At 71.3% G+C, this 14,292-nt stretch carries 13 protein-coding genes; 10 read left to right on the top strand and 3 right to left on the bottom strand.

All coding sequences use genetic code 11. From position 1 onward, the window contains the following. Window positions 1-54: 54 nt before the first annotated feature. On the bottom strand, window positions 55-525 hold the full coding sequence (locus ABZU43_RS06535; RefSeq protein ID WP_355005528.1) for a YbaK/EbsC family protein: 471 nt from the start codon (window positions 523-525) through the stop codon (window positions 55-57). 93 nt (window positions 526-618) lie between these two features. Here ABZU43_RS06535 and ABZU43_RS06530 point away from each other — a divergent pair, with 93 nt between their 5' ends. From ABZU43_RS06530 to ABZU43_RS06495, 8 genes are all read left to right on the top strand, one after another. Continuing rightward, window positions 619-2,016 (top strand): FAD-binding oxidoreductase, encoded by a 1,398-nt coding sequence (locus tag ABZU43_RS06530; protein WP_355005527.1) that lies wholly within the window; start codon window positions 619-621, stop codon window positions 2,014-2,016. Next, window positions 2,013-3,356: a class I SAM-dependent methyltransferase gene (locus tag ABZU43_RS06525; RefSeq protein ID WP_355005526.1), complete on the top strand. Its 1,344-nt coding sequence runs from the start codon at window positions 2,013-2,015 to the stop codon at window positions 3,354-3,356. Before ABZU43_RS06530 ends, ABZU43_RS06525 begins: the two co-directional genes overlap by 4 nt. Window positions 3,357-3,457: 101 nt before the next feature. Continuing rightward, window positions 3,458-4,015, top strand: a complete 558-nt coding sequence (locus ABZU43_RS06520; protein WP_355005525.1) for a helix-turn-helix domain-containing protein — start codon at window positions 3,458-3,460, stop codon at window positions 4,013-4,015. After that, window positions 4,008-4,877: an SRPBCC family protein gene (locus ABZU43_RS06515; RefSeq protein ID WP_355005524.1), complete on the top strand. Its 870-nt coding sequence runs from the start codon at window positions 4,008-4,010 to the stop codon at window positions 4,875-4,877. The genes ABZU43_RS06520 and ABZU43_RS06515 overlap by 8 nt, the downstream gene beginning before the upstream one ends. A 206-nt stretch (window positions 4,878-5,083) precedes the next feature. Next, entirely contained in the window at window positions 5,084-5,317 is a 234-nt protein-coding gene (locus ABZU43_RS06510; protein WP_355005523.1) for a zinc-ribbon domain-containing protein, read from the top strand. A 315-nt stretch (window positions 5,318-5,632) separates the two neighbouring features. After that, the gene (locus ABZU43_RS06505) at window positions 5,633-7,888 is read left to right on the top strand and encodes an EAL domain-containing protein (protein WP_355005522.1); all 2,256 of its coding nucleotides are present in this window, start codon (window positions 5,633-5,635) and stop codon (window positions 7,886-7,888) included. A gap of 50 nt (window positions 7,889-7,938) precedes the next feature. Beyond that, on the top strand, window positions 7,939-8,697 hold the full coding sequence (locus tag ABZU43_RS06500; RefSeq protein WP_355005521.1) for a MerR family transcriptional regulator: 759 nt from the start codon (window positions 7,939-7,941) through the stop codon (window positions 8,695-8,697). Between the two features lie 53 nt (window positions 8,698-8,750). Continuing rightward, entirely contained in the window at window positions 8,751-9,521 is a 771-nt protein-coding gene (locus ABZU43_RS06495) for a hypothetical protein (RefSeq protein ID WP_355005520.1), read from the top strand. A 7-nt stretch (window positions 9,522-9,528) separates the two neighbouring features. Here ABZU43_RS06495 and ABZU43_RS06490 read toward each other — a convergent pair whose 3' ends face one another. Further along, window positions 9,529-10,827: a serine hydrolase gene (locus ABZU43_RS06490; protein ID WP_355005519.1), complete on the bottom strand. Its 1,299-nt coding sequence runs from the start codon at window positions 10,825-10,827 to the stop codon at window positions 9,529-9,531. Window positions 10,828-11,121: 294 nt separating this feature from the next. Here ABZU43_RS06490 and ABZU43_RS06485 point away from each other — a divergent pair, with 294 nt between their 5' ends. Further along, a complete protein-coding gene (locus ABZU43_RS06485; RefSeq protein WP_355005518.1) occupies window positions 11,122-11,406 on the top strand; it encodes an antibiotic biosynthesis monooxygenase in 285 nt (94 codons plus the stop codon). 12 nt (window positions 11,407-11,418) lie between these two features. Here ABZU43_RS06485 and ABZU43_RS06480 read toward each other — a convergent pair whose 3' ends face one another. Beyond that, window positions 11,419-12,996 (bottom strand): gluconokinase, encoded by a 1,578-nt coding sequence (locus ABZU43_RS06480; RefSeq protein ID WP_355005517.1) that lies wholly within the window; start codon window positions 12,994-12,996, stop codon window positions 11,419-11,421. 133 nt (window positions 12,997-13,129) lie between these two features. Between ABZU43_RS06480 and ABZU43_RS06475 the strand changes: the two genes are divergently transcribed. Beyond that, entirely contained in the window at window positions 13,130-14,272 is a 1,143-nt protein-coding gene (locus ABZU43_RS06475) for a hypothetical protein (RefSeq protein WP_355005516.1), read from the top strand. Window positions 14,273-14,292: the final 20 nt, after the last annotated feature.

The raw sequence follows: 14,292 nt of genomic DNA, 5'->3' as shown, positions 1-14,292 counted from the left end.
CTCACCCACGACGTCGCGCCGGAGCCAGCCCGGCGGTGCGGGGGTCGGCGAGGCTCAGCGGGTGGGCTGCTCGTCGGTGACGTCGGCCACCGTGGCGTCGAGGGCGGCGATCGCGGCGTCGGCGTCGATCGCGATGGCGAGACCCCGCTCGCCGGCGCCAAGGGTGATCTCCCGGCCGCGCAGCCGCTCGTCGGCGACCACCGGCCAGGCGGTGCTCGCGCCGAACGGGGTGATGGTGCCGCGTTCGTAGCCGGTGGCGGCCAGTGCGCCCGCCGCGTCCGGCATGGAGAGCCGGTGCACCCCGAGCAGGGCGCGCAGCTTGGGCCAGGAGATGACCCGGTCGCCGGGGGTGAGCACGAACAGGTGATCGTCTTCGCCGCGCCGGACCACGATTGTCTTGACCACGTCGGGGACGGTTACGCCCCGGGCGGCGGCGGCCTCCGCGAGGCTGCCGACGGCACCGTGGCTGACCAGCCGATACGGCAGTTGGGCGGCGTCCAGGGCGGTGATCGCTGGCGATGGCATGCCCGCCACGGTAGCCGTCGGGCCTGCCAGCGGACGGGAAACTGCCACCGCCGACATCCCACGGTTTCCAAAAGGCGAGCGTAAGGTGATCACATGCGCGCTGAGCGTGTGGATCACCCAATTGACCATGATCAAGCGGTGGACACGCTGCGGCGGTCGTACGCCGCGGTGCCCACTGGCGAGCCTGTCCGGCTGGCCAAACGCACCTCCAACCTGTTCCGCCCCCGGTCCGCTCCCCGGACTCCGGGGCTCGACGTGAGTGGCCTGAACGGCGTGCTGTCGGTCGACCCGGCCGGCCGCACCGCCGACGTGCAGGGCATGTGCACCTACGAGGACCTGGTCGACGCGACGCTGCCGCACGGCCTGATGCCGCTCGTGGTGCCGCAGTTGCGCACCATCACGCTGGGCGGCGCGGTGACCGGCCTCGGGATCGAGTCGACCTCGTTCCGCAACGGACTGCCGCACGAGTCCGTCCAGGAGTTGGACGTGCTCACCGGCTCCGGCGAGATCATCACCGCCCGACCCGACGGCGAGCACGCCGACCTGTTCGCCGCGTTCCCCAACTCGCTGGGCAGCCTCGGGTACGCCACCCGGCTGCGCATCGAGCTGCAACCGGTCGGCCGGTACGTGGCGTTGCGCAACGTCCGGTTCACCCAACTGGAGGCGCTGACCGACGCGATCGCGGAGGTGACCGCCACCCGGTCCTGGGCCGGCGAACCGGTGGACGCGATGGACGGGGTGATGTTCAGCCCCGGCGAGGCGTACCTGGTCTTCGCCACGTTCACCGACGGGGCCGACCCGCCCAGCGACTACACCGGTCAGTCGATCTACTACCGGTCGCTGCGCCAGCGCACCCGCGACGTGCTCACCGCGTACGACTATCTGTGGCGCTGGGACACCGACTGGTTCTGGTGCTCGTCGGCGTTCGGCGCGCAGCACCCGGTCGTGCGCAGGCTCTGGCCGGCGCGTTACCGGCGCAGCGACTTCTACCACCGACTGGTCCGGTTGGAGCACCGCCACCAGGTGGCGGCCCGGATCGACCGGCTGCGCGGGCAACCGGCCCGGGAGCGGGTCGTGCAGGACGTGGAGATCCCGCTGGACCGTACGGCCGACTTCCTGCGCTGGTTCGCAGGCAGGGTGGGAATGAACCCGGTGTGGCTGTGTCCGTTGCGACTGCGTGAGCCGGCGGGGCCCGGTTCGGCGCGGTCCTGGCCGCTGTATCCGCTGCGGCCCGGGCAGGACTACGTCAACATCGGGTTCTGGGGGAGCGTGCCGATCGCGCCGGGCGCCGCCGACGGCGACGTCAACCGCACGATCGAACGCAGGGTGTCGGAGTCGGGCGGGCACAAGTCGCTCTACTCCGATGCGTACTACGACCGGGACGCCTTCGATCGCCTCTACGGCGGCGACACGTGGCGCGCGGTGAAAGACCGCTACGACCCGGACCACCGGCTGACGGGACTGTACGAAAAGGCGGTAGCACGAGCATGAGCCTGACCGACAGAGATCAGGGGGCGGCGAGCGTTCCCGCCACCCCGCCGGCGGGGGGCCGGCAGACGGGTCCGACCGTCGCGGATGTCATCCGCGCGGTCACCACGGGGCCGTTGCCGGTGCGGATCACCGGGTACGACGGCAGCGCCGTCGGCCCGTCCGACGCCGGCATCACCCTGGCGATCCATTCCGAGCGTGGGCTTTCGTACCTGCTCACGGCGCCCGGCGACCTGGGCATGGCCCGTGCGTACGTCAGTGGTGACCTGGCGTTGCAGGGCGTGCACCCGGGTGACCCGTACGAGGCGTTGCGGGTGCTCAAGGACGAGCTGCGGTTACGCCCACCGTCGCTGGCCGAGGGGTTGGCGCTGGTCCGTGGGCTGGGCTGGGAGCGGCTGATGCCGCCGCCGGCACCGCCGCAGGAGGCGCAGCCCCGCTGGAAGCGGGTGATGAACGGGATGCGGCACTCGCGGGTGCGGGACAGCACAGCCATCTCGCACCACTACGACGTGTCGAACGCCTTCTACGAGAAGGTGCTGGGTCCGTCGATGACGTACACCTGCGCGGTGTTCCGGTCCCCGGATGACACGCTGGAGCAGGCCCAGGCGGCGAAGTACGACCTGGTCGCGGGCAAGCTGGCGCTGAAGAAGGGGATGCGGCTGCTGGATGTCGGGTGCGGCTGGGGTGGCATGGTGCGTCATGCGGCCCGCGAGTACGGCGTCAAGGCGCTCGGGGTGACCCTGTCGAAGGCGCAGGCGCAGTGGGCGCAGGCCGCGATCGAGCGGGAGGGGTTGACCGAGTTGGCGGAGGTGCGATACCTCGACTACCGGGACGCGCCGGCCGAGCAGTTCGACGCCATCTCCTCCATCGGGTTGACCGAGCACATCGGGGTGCGCAACTACCCGGCCTACTTCGGGTCGCTGCGCAGTCGGCTGCGGCAGGGCGGGCGACTGCTCAACCACTGCATCACCCGCGCTGACAACCGGGCGCCGCACCGCTCGGGCGCGTTCATCGACCGGTACGTCTTCCCGGACGGTGAGCTGGCCGGTCCGGGCCGGTTGATCAGTGAGGTGCACGATGCCGGGTTCGAGGTGCACCACGAGGAGAACCTGCGCCAGCACTACGCGCTGACGCTGGCCGCCTGGTGTCGCAACCTGGTCGAGCACTGGGACTTCTGCGTCTCGGAGGTGGGCGCGGGCACCGCCCGGGTGTGGGGGCTCTACATGGCCGGGTCGCGGATGGCGTTCGAGCGCAACGGCATTCAGCTGCACCAGGTGTTGGCCACCCACAACGGCCCGAACGGCGTGAGCGGCTACCCGCTGCGACCGGACTGGTTGCCCTGATCACCTGCTGACCGTCGCCTGAAGCCGCGTCGAAAGAAGTCGGCGCGGCTTCTCGCGAAGCGATTGACAAAGAAGTTTTGTACGTACAAACTGATTTTGCCATGAGAGACGTCCTGTACCTGGAGCAGATCGAGCAGGCCGAAGTCCTGCTCAAGCCGCATCGCGTCGAGGTGCTGCGGCAACTGGCCGAGCCGCGCACCTGCACCGAGGTCGCGGCCCGACTCGACCAGACGCCACAGCGCGTCTACTACCACGTCAAGCAGCTCGTCGCGGCTGGCCTCGTCGAGCTGGTCAACGAACGCAAGGTCCGCGGCATCACCGAAGGCATCTACCAGGCCGCCGCCCGCTCCTACTGGCTCTCCCCGCGACTCGTCGGCCGGATCGGCCTGCGACGGGCCCGCGACGAACTGAGCCTGGGCTACCTGCTCGACCTGATGGAGGAGGTCCAGGCCGACATCGCCGGCCTGGACCGGGCGGCACCAGAGCTGCCCTCGATCGGGGTCTCCGGCGAGATCCGGGTGCCGGCCGAGCAGCGTCAGCAGTTCCTGCACGACCTGCAGACCGCGCTTCAAGACCTGTTCACCCGCTACGGCGGCAGCGAAGGAGATGCCTTCAAGCTGGCCGTCGCCTGCTATCCGAAAGGGAACGACAATGAGTGAGCCGATGAAGGTCAAGGCCCGTCTCTCCGCGCCCGTCGGGCGCGTCCGCCAGGCCCTGACCGACCCGGCCGAGCTGCGTCTCTGGCTGGCCGAGCACGCCGAGGTCGAGCTGCCCCGGCGGTACGAGTTCTGGGGCCGCTACACGCCCGAGGGCGACGCCCCGCACCAGCGGCTGCTGCACGCCGACGACGACACGCTGCGCTTCGGCTGGCTGCTCGACGGCGTGGAGACCACCACCGAGTTCCAGTTGACCGCCGAGGGCGCCGACAGCACGGTGCTCACGCTGATCCAGAGCCACTTCGACTTCGCCGAGGCGATGAGCGGCTCCACCATCCGGGGCGTGCTCCAGACGTACTGGGCGCTGTCCATCGCCAACCTGGCCGCCCACCTGGAGGGCAAGCCACTGCTGCCCCGCACCGACTTCACCTCCGCCGACCTGCGGGGCGAGCTGGTCATCGCCGCCCCCGCCGACAAGGTGTGGGAGTCGCTGACCGACTCCGAGCAGGCCAGCGCCTGGTTCGGCTACCCGATCGGCATCGAGCCCTGGGTCGGCGGCCGGTACGCCATGGGCGGCTTCGAGACCGGTTACGCGGCCAAGGTCGTCGACCTGGAGCCCGGCCGCCGGATGTCCGTCGACTGGGGTCCGACCGGCGTGACGAGCTGGGAGCTGGCCGAGTCCGGTGGCCGGACCACGCTGACCTTCGTGCAGAGCGGCTTCGACGAGGCCAACCCGCCGTACGGGGCCTGGAGCGGGTCGGTTGCCGGGCTGTTCGAGCTGCGCCGCTTCCACGAGATGCGGAACTGGCAGTCGATCTGGCTCTCCGAGGAGATCCCCGGCCTGGAGCCCGCGCCGGCAGGCTGACAGCCGCACGGTGGTCGCGTCACCGTGATCGTCATGCGTTGATCGCCTGCCTTGATCGTGCTCGATCAGGGATGTAGTGGCCTCGTTCGCCCCGGAGGCCACTACATCCAGGATCGAGCACGATCTTGTACGTCCGTCGCCCGGCTTTCCCTGATCTGCTGCCGGGATCTGGTGACTTTTCGCGGTTGGGTGGGTACTGGCTGGCGATGTTCTTCATCTTTGGTCTGCGTACCAAGGTCGACCGGTCCGGTGTCGTGCAGCAGGTCTGCCGCCACTGCGGCAACCAGGCCGCGCAGGTGATCACCCGCCGCTCGACGAAATTCACAGTCTTCTTCATTCCCCTCATCCCGATCCGCACCCGGTACGCGCAGCAGTGCACGTTCTGCGGGGCGGAGTACGAGGTTGCCAGGTCCGACGCCGAGCGCCTCCCGGTCGGCTGATCCGACGATGGAACGCTTCCTCTGCTGGCTGATCGGTCGACAGACGTCCTCGGTCGACGTGGCTGTGCACACCGTTGCCCGCCCGCCCTGCACCCCCGGCCGGCGTAGACGCCGCCGCGCACGCCGTCCGTTGGCCGGCACCGCCTTGCCCCGTTCACCCTGGAACCGATCTGCTGGCCGCTGACCGGAGGCGGGAGCCGCAGCGGGGTGAACGTTCGGCTCTGGCGGCCTTTCTGGGCGCTGGTTAGGCTTTCGGGGTTTGCCGTGGACCGGCGCCGCCGAGGGTGCACGCACGACGAAAGAGCCGGAGCGACCGTGTCCCGACAGGACGGAAAGCAGGCTGCGGGGACGCTGAACCCCGCCGGTGCTTTCGTCGCGGCTGCCGTCATCCTGCTGGAGGCGGGCTGGCTGTTTGCCGCGTTGCCCGGTGCCGCGCTGGTCAGTGACCTCGGTGGGATGCTGGTGGCCGGCTGGGCGACGTTCGCGTGCGTCGGGGTGGCCCGTCGGCATCCTGCGCCGCTGCGCCGGTTCTGGACGCTGCTCGCTCTCACCATGGGGCTGGCCGCGATCGGTCGGGCGATCTGGACGGCGCAGCGGCTCGTCGGCGGTGACCTGCCGCACACGCCGGTGGTCGGGGTGGTCTTCACCGCCGGCATCCTCACCGGCACTGCCGCGCTGCTCAGCTCGCCGTCCGCACCGAGGACCGCGGTGGGGCGGGCCCGTACGTTGCTGGACGGGGTGATCGTCGCCCTGGCCCTGGTGCCGATCGGTTGGGTGCTGGTCTTCCGTGGGGTCGCCGCCGCCGAGCTGGCCGACCCGGCGCGCACGCTGGGGCTGCTCTACCCGATGTTCGACCTGATGCAGCTCACCATCCTGGTCGCGGTCTCCGGGCCGGCCCGGCCGATGTGGCGGCCGATGACGATCCTCGCGGCGAGCCTCACCCTGCGGGTCGTCGCCGACGTCGTCTACGTGTCGCTGGTCGCCCGCGCCGACTACACCGCCGGTCACCCGATCGACCTGTGCTGGCCGTTGAGCTACCTGCTGATCGGCCTGGCCACCCGGAACCCGCCGCCACCGGACTGCGACGGCACCGACGACACCGCCGAGTCGCCGCTGCCGCCCTGGTGGCGGGTGGCGCTGCCGTACCTGCCGGTGGGTGGGGCGATCTTCGCGGTGGTGCTGGCCCGTCGGCCCACCGGGCAGACCCCGCAGCTGGTGTTCGTGACCATGATGGTGTTGCTGGCCGCCCTCGCCGTCCGGCAGGGGCTGGCGGCCAACGAGAACCTGCGGTTGGTGGCCCGGCTGCGCCGGCTCGCGTACGGCGACCAGCTCACCGGGCTGCCCAACCGGCTGTTGTTCAACCGGCGGCTGCGCCTGGCCCTGCGCGACGGGCGACCGGTGGCGGTGCTGCTGCTCGACCTGGACGGGTTCAAGCAGGTCAACGACCGGTTCGGGCATGCCACCGGTGACACCCTGCTGACCGGGCTGGCGGCCCGGATGCACACTGCCGTGGACGGTGACGGCACCATCGCCCGGCTTGGTGGTGACGAGTTCGCCGTGCTTGTCGACGGCGACCGGCCGGTGTCACCCGAACGGCTCGCCGAGCGGCTGCTGGACGCGTTGCGGCCCTCCGACGACGAGGAGGACGTCGGGGTGCACCCGTCGGCGAGCATCGGTATCGCCGAGTACGGCCCGCAGCACGCCTCCCACAGCGACCTGCTGCGCGACGCCGACATCGCCATGTACGCGGCCAAGGCGGCCGGGAAGTCCGCGTACCGCACGTGCACGGCGGCGTTGCGCGAGTCGGCCGTCTCCCGCGCCGAGTTGATCGCCGACCTGCGCCGCGCTGTCGACGAGGACCAGTTGCACCTGGAGTTCCAACCCATCGTCGACCTGACCACCGGCGCGGTGCGCAGCGCCGAGGCGCTGGTGCGCTGGCGGCACCCCCGGCTGGGGATGTTGTCGCCGTCGAGGTTCCTGCCGCTGGCCGAGGAGACCGGGCTGATCCTGCCGATCGACCGTTGGGTGATCCACGAGGCGTGCCGGGCCGCCGCCACCTGGCGGGGCCGGATGCCGGAGGCGACGGTCGCGGTGAACATCGCCGCCGCGCACCTGCGCCGGCCGGATCTGATCGCCACGGTCACCGCGGCGACCAGCGCCGCCGGGTTGGCACCACGGGCGTTGACCCTGGAGTTGACCGAGTCGGCGTTGATCGAGGGCACCGAGGCGGTGCTGGAGCGGCTGCACCAACTGCGGGAGTTGGGCATCCGGATCGCCATCGACGACTTCGGCACCGGCTACTCGTCGTTGAGCTACCTGCACCGCATCCCGGCCACCGAGCTGAAGATCGACAGGTCGTTCGTGGCCCGACTGGGCACCGACGACCGGGCGTACGCGACGGTGGAGATGGTCACCCGCCTGGCCGGCGCGTTCGACCTGGCGGTGGTCGCCGAGGGGGTGGAGACCGAGCGTCAGCACGAGGCGGTCACCGCGATCGGCTGCCCGCGAGGCCAGGGCTATCTGTACGGGCGGCCGGACGGCCCCGCCATGGTGGGCCAGAATCAGAGTTGACTCTCACGTAGCGGCAGGCAGGAGCCTGGTTCCCGGAAGGGAGGGGGACCATGGCGTACACGGTGGGTCAGGTGGCGAAGGTGGCCGGCGTGACGGTGCGGACGCTGCACCACTACGACGAGATCGGGTTGCTCTCGCCCAGCGGGCGCACCTCGGCGGGTTACCGCCGCTACGACGACGCGGACCTGCAACGGCTGCAACTCGTCCTGTACTACCGGGAGCTTGGTTTCCCGCTTGAGGAGATCACCGCGATCATCGACGACCCGGCGGCCGATCCGGCCGCGCACCTGCGCCGGCAGCACGAACTGCTGACGGTACGGCTCACACGGTTGCAGGAGATGGTCACGGCGATCGAGTTCGCGATGGAGGCGAGCAGGATGAACATTCAACTCACGCCGGAGGAGCGGTTCGAGGTCTTCGGGGACTTCGACCCGGAGGAGCACCGGGCCGAGGCGGAGCAGCGCTGGGGTGACACCGACGCGTACCGGGAGTCGAACCGGCGGGCCTCCCGCTACGGCAAGGAGGACTGGCTACGGATCAAGGCGGAGAACGAGGACTGGGGTCGACGGATCGTCGCGGTGATGGCCTCGGGTGCCCCGGCCGACGGCCCGGAGGCGATGGAGTTGGCCGAGGAGCACCGGCAGATCATCAGCCGCTGGTTCTACGAGTGCTCGTACGAGATGCAGACCGGGTTGGCCGACATGTACCTGGCCGACGAGCGGTTCACCGCGCACTACGAGAACATTTCGCCGGGGCTGGCCGCGTATCTGCACGAGGCCATCCACGCCAACGCGATCAGCCGGGCGTGACGACGGGCGGTCCGGCTAGTCTGGCCGGACCGCACCGCCCGGGGGAGATGACAGTGCCGAAACCGAAGCTGATCGCCTTTGTCGCAGTGCTCGTGGTGGCGGTCGGTGCCGGGGCGTGGGCGCTGGTCGCCGCCGGCGACGACGACCCGGGCCCGGGTCGTCCGGCGGCGTCGGCGAGCGCCGACCCGGTCGGTGTGTTGAAGGCCGCCGCCGCGAAGGCCGACGAGCAGCCGTACAAGCTGACGGTCGGCACCGGCGGCACGGACGGGGACGCGACTGTGCTGCTCTGGGACCCGAAGGCGAAGCGTGGTCTGGAGACCACCTCGCTGAAGGTTCCTACCGGTGTGGTGAAGATCGAGCGGTTGACCACCGGGCCGGACGTGTACGTGCGGGTCACCGCCCCGGACCGCCGCGTCCCGGTCTGGGACGGCAAGACCTGGTGGCACGTCGGCAGAGCGGGTGCCCCGGCGGCCAAGCAGGGCCTGGACAACACCCGGCTGGCCAGCACGCTGGGCGCGCCGACGGGGGTCCGGCTGACCGCCGAGCGGGAGTACGCGGGCACGCTGGACCTGCGCCAGAGCGGCGCGGTGCTGGGCAGCGGCGTCGGCAACGTGCTGGGTGACCGGGCGGGGGCGGTCCCGTTCACCGCCGCCGTGGACGAGCAGGGTCGGCTGGTCCGCTACCGCATCGAGTTGGCCAGCGAGCAGTCGCAGACCGCCCAGCTCGACCTGACGTACTCGGATTTCGGGCTGCCGGTGTCGGCGGACCCGCCGGCGGCCGACCTGGTGGGCGAGGACCCGCCGGCGAACATTCCCGGCGCCTGAGGGCGGCTCACTCCTCGACCGCCCCCTCGGTGGGGGTGACCAGGAAGTCGTAGACGGTGCGGGCCATCCGCCGGACCGTCTCGTCGCCGGTGGCCATGGGGCCGGCGGTGAGGAACGCGACGGCGGTCTCGGTGCCGGGGATCAGGTAGTAGCCGACGTCGTGTGAGGCGTCCGGCAGGTCACCGGTCTTGTGAGCCACCGGCACGCCGGGCGGCAACGCCGCCGGGATCTTCGTGTTCAGGGTCTGCTCCCGCATGAAGCCGATCATCAGGTCGCGGGAGGCGGGGGTGAGGATCTCGCCGTCCCAGACCGCGCCGAGCAGTGACACCACGTCGTCCGGGCTGGTGTAGTTCTCCTCGCCGCGTTGCGCCGCCGCGCTGTCGAGCATCCGCCGGGCCAGGATGGTGGACCGCTGGTTCATCGAGTCGATCAGCGCGTTGACCGGGGCGAACCCACCCAGGTAGGTGATCAGCACGTTCGCGGCCACGTTGTCGCTGTACTTGATCAGGTACTGGGCGAGCCGGTGCACTGTGACCACCTGCGGGAACGTCTCGAACTGCAGTTGGCCGGTTCCGCCGACCACGTCCTCCGGGGAGACCAGCACACCGTCGTCGAGGAATACCTGTCCACAGTCGACCCGACGTAGCAGCTCGACGAGGATCCACAGCTTGATGACGCTTGCCGCCTTGGGGCGCAGCGAGCCGTTGACGGCGATCTGCTGGTCGCCGTAGCGGCCGGACAGGTCGCGCACCGTGACCCCGGCCGGGTTGAGGCTCGCGTCGGCGACGACCCGGGCGAGCTGGCCGCTGAGCGGGAACAGCCGGGCCCCGGCGACCGGGTCGGTGGGTGGCTGCGGGCTGGTCACCACCACTCCGGTCAGCGTCGTCGGCGGGCGGTGCCGCTGGATCACCTCCAGCGTGCCCTCGCTGCGCCCAACCAGCGGCACCCGGTAGCGGTAGGCGGTGCCTCCGACGACGACAGCGCCGCTGGCCACCCCGGCGGCGACCCGCATGCCCGGGTCGGCGACCCGACCGGTGTCGCCGTCGCAGGCGCGGTAGCGCACCGTGTGCCCGAGCGAGTCCACTGCGAACACCCCGCCGGGAAACGACAGCCAGGACACCTCACTGGTCGGCGGGCGCTCCGGCGTCGGGTCCACCCCGGGTTCGTGGCTCTGACCGTCGCCGGGCTCCACCCCGTACCCCGGCTCGGTCGTCTGCGCCGGGTCCGCGACGGGCGCGCGGCCCGGGCCGTCCGCGGTGGCCGGCCCGGTCGTCGCGAGCACCGCGAGCGCGACCGCCGCCGTCAACACCTTCAGGGGTACGCGGGCAGAGTTCCCCAGCAGGGAAGATGAGCGCCTCTTGTCGCTTTTTCTCACGTTTGCACGATATGAAGCGCCGGGGGCGGGTGGGACCGGCGGGACCGGCGTCACCCGTCCGGGCGGCAACGTCCCCCTCCGCGGTGGCCCGCAGGTATAACTGTGACCCACAGGTAATCACCGCTTTGCTCTGCACCCGCCGATGCGCCGGTTACGGACCGTGCCTGGCGCACGGGCGGGTGCAGAGCAAAGGTCAGCCACTCAGCCACTCACCCCGGAGGACCCGTGCTGATCATCGCCGGCAGCCTGACTGTCGAACCGGCCACCCGCGAGGCGTACCTGTCCGACTGCGAACAGGTCATCGCGCGGGCGCGCGCCACCGCCGGCTGCCTCGACTTCCTGCTGGCGGCCGACCCGTTGGAGCCCGGCCGGATCCACGTCTACGAGCGCTGGGAGTCACCAGAGCAGTTGGCCGCGTTCCGGGGCTCCGGGCCGGACGACGCGCAGGAGGTCGCCATCCTCGACGCCGACGTGCGGCGCTACCTGATCGCCGGGGTCGAGGCGCCCTGACCCGGCACCCGGTCACGCCGACGGTTCGGGGCTGGTGGGCAGGCCGGGTGCCATCCGGCGGATCGAGGTGAAGGTCGGCGTGAGGGCCTCGTACAGCTCGGCGAAGAGCGGCAGCAGCGCCGCGTAGGTGGCCGCGGCGGCCGGGTCGGGGCGGACCGTCTCCTCGATCCGCACCAGGTCGGCGGCGAGGTCGATGCTGGGGATCAGCCCGAGCGCCTCCATGCCGAGCAGCGCCGCTCCGAAGCTCGACCCCTCGTGCGCGGCCGGGAAGCTCACCGGCAGGCCGAGGGCGTCGGCCAGCATCTGCCGCCACAGGCCGCTGCGGGCGAAGCCGCCACCGGCCCGGACCTCCCGGACCTCGTTGCCGGCCGCGCGTACCGAGCTGAGCACCAGCGCGAGCTGTTGGCAGACGCCCTCCAACGCGGCCCGCACCAGGTGCTCGCGGCGGTGGGCGTGGGTCAGCCCCACGTACGCTCCGCGCGGCAGGGCGCTCCAGTGTGGTGCCCGTTCGCTGTGCAGGTACGGCAACATGATGAGCCCGCCCGAGCCGACCGGCGCGCGGGCCGCCAGGGCGACCAGGTCCTCCTCGGAGTGCTCGCCCAGGTCCGGGGCGAGCGCCGCGCCGGCCCACTTGAGCACGATGCCGCCGTTGTTGATCGCGCCACCGACCGCCCAGCGGTGCTCGGTCAGCGCGTAGCAGAACACCCCGCCGAGCGGGTCGACGCCGGGCCGCTCGACCATCACCCGCATCGCGCCGCTGGTGCCGATCGAACAGGCCACCATGCCGGGGTGCACGGCTCCCAGACCCAGGTTCGCCAGTGGCCCGTCGCCAGCGCCGACCACCACCGGGGTGCGCTGCGGCAGGCCGGTCTCGGCCGCGGCCTGCGGGGTGAGGTTCGGCAGCACGGCGGTGGTGGCGACGAGCTGCGGGAGCTGTTCCTGGGTGATGCCGGCGATGGTCAGCGCCTCGTGATCCCACTTCAGCTCGTGGATGTCGAGCAGGCCGGTGGCCGAGGCGATCGAGTGGTCGGTGACCAGCACGCCGCAGAGCCGCAGCAGCACCCACTCCTTGATGCCCACCCAGTGCGCCACCCGCTCGAAGAGTTTCGGCTCCTGCTCGGCGAACCAGAGCAGCTTGGGCAGCGGCGACATCGGATGCATCGGCGTGCCGGTGCGCCGGTGCAGGGCCAACCCCGACGGCACCGCCCGCAACCGCTCGGCCTGCCGGGTGGACCGCGAGTCGGCCCAGGTCACCGACGGGGTGAGCGGATTGCCGTCCCGGTCCAACCCGATCAGGCTGTGCATCGCGGAGCCGAACGACAGCCCGGCCACCGGCTGGACCAGCTCGGCCACGACCATGCTGATCGACTTGAGCACCGCGTCGAGGATGAGTTGTGGGTCCTGCTCGGCGTAGCCGGGTTGCGGGTTGTCCAGCGGGTAGCCGACCAGGTGACTGCCGAGCTGCCGCCCGTCGGTGTCGTACGCGACGGCCTTCGTGCTGGTGGTGCCGATGTCGACCCCGATCACGACCCCGGGCAGCGTGACTGCCGGCACGACCGTCACCCCCTCGGAGAACATGAACGTCGGCATCAGTATCCCCCTATCGTGCTGGTTGCTCCGCCGATCGGGTAGTTCGCCCGTTTCGGCGTTTCCGGGTGCCGCGCCGCACCTGTTAAACCGTGTGACACCCCAGATTGGTGGCCTGCGCGGCGAAGGAGTCGGCGTGGCGAAGACTGATTCGACGGGTTCCACTTGGCGGTACCGGTGGGCGCACCGGCAGAACGTGCGGCGGGTCAGCACGTACCGCGGCGCTGAGACGGCGTGGCGGCGACGCGACGACGAGTTACGGCGGCTACGCGCCCTGGCCGCCGACTTCCAGGGCTCGGCCGCCGCCGGCGCCGGGCTGGCATTGGAGTTGGCCGCCGACGAGGTGGTGCTCTGGGTGCTACCCGCGGCGCAACTGGTCGAGGTACGGCACACCGCGGTACTGCCCGCGCCGGACCTCACCGTCGCCCCGGGAACCGGGCCGCTGCGCCCGCGCCGCCCGGACGGCGTACGCGTCACCGACGCCGGCATGGCCGTGATCACCAGCCGTAGACTCGTGCTGCTCGGCGGGCGGGGCCGGCGCGACTGGGCGTACGGCCGAATAACCGGCCTGTCCCACGACCCGGCGGCCCCGGTCACCCTGATCCAGGTGCTGGACCGGCGGCGTATCTCCGGGTTGTTGCTGCCCACCGACGCCGCGCCGGACTTCCGGTTCAAGCTCACCCTGGCCTTCGCCGACGCGATCGAACAGCGCGCGGCGGTGATCGCCCAACTCGACGAGCTGATCGCCGAGCACGCCCAGCTCAAGCCGTTCCGGCCGGCCGCGGCCACCCCCGGGCAGGCCCGACTGTCGTCGTTCGTGCCCGGTGGCCGCAGGAGCATCGCTGTGGCGGCGGCCATCGCGCTGCTGGTGCCGGCGGCACTCATCGAGTCGAACCCGTCCGACCCGAGAGGTGGCGCGGAGGTCGCCGCCGCAGCCACCCCGGCACCCACCGTCAGCGCCGCACCCGCGCGGATCGGCCCGGCGCTCGCCCTGAAATCCCCGCCGCCGAAGCCGACAAAGTCACCACGCCCGTCGCCCAGCGCGACCCAGAGCTCCCGCTGCGGAGCACCGGAAAACCCGCTGGGGTACGACTTCTGTGGCGGCACGCGGATCCGCAAGCCGGCCGTCGAGGTGTGCGACTGGTTCGACTGCGTACCGCAGTTCTGGGCCGGACGCGGTTACCTCGTGCAGTGCCGCGACGGTTCGGTGAGCCTGGCCGGTGGCCGGTCAAACGCCTGCGCCGGGCACCAGGGCGTGCGGCGGACCATCACGAAGTGACCGATTCGGGGCCTGAAGTC

The organism is Micromonospora sp. NPDC005205 (assembly GCF_040608275.1).
Taxonomy (GTDB): domain Bacteria; phylum Actinomycetota; class Actinomycetes; order Mycobacteriales; family Micromonosporaceae; genus Micromonospora.
This window is presented reverse-complemented; position numbering and strand designations above follow the sequence as displayed.

Excerpts from the sequence above, each read along its gene's own strand:
- ABZU43_RS06535 (WP_355005528.1), bottom strand. The coding sequence starts at position 525 with ATGCCATCGCCAGCGATCACCGCCCTGGACGCCGCCCAACTGCCGTAT.
- ABZU43_RS06530 (WP_355005527.1), top strand. The coding sequence starts at position 619 with ATGCGCGCTGAGCGTGTGGATCACCCAATTGACCATGATCAAGCGGTG.
- ABZU43_RS06525 (WP_355005526.1), top strand. The coding sequence starts at position 2,013 with ATGAGCCTGACCGACAGAGATCAGGGGGCGGCGAGCGTTCCCGCCACC.
- ABZU43_RS06520 (WP_355005525.1), top strand. The coding sequence starts at position 3,458 with ATGAGAGACGTCCTGTACCTGGAGCAGATCGAGCAGGCCGAAGTCCTG.
- ABZU43_RS06515 (WP_355005524.1), top strand. The coding sequence starts at position 4,008 with ATGAGTGAGCCGATGAAGGTCAAGGCCCGTCTCTCCGCGCCCGTCGGG.
- ABZU43_RS06510 (WP_355005523.1), top strand. The coding sequence starts at position 5,084 with ATGTTCTTCATCTTTGGTCTGCGTACCAAGGTCGACCGGTCCGGTGTC.
- ABZU43_RS06500 (WP_355005521.1), top strand. The coding sequence starts at position 7,939 with ATGGCGTACACGGTGGGTCAGGTGGCGAAGGTGGCCGGCGTGACGGTG.
- ABZU43_RS06480 (WP_355005517.1), bottom strand. The coding sequence starts at position 12,996 with ATGCCGACGTTCATGTTCTCCGAGGGGGTGACGGTCGTGCCGGCAGTC.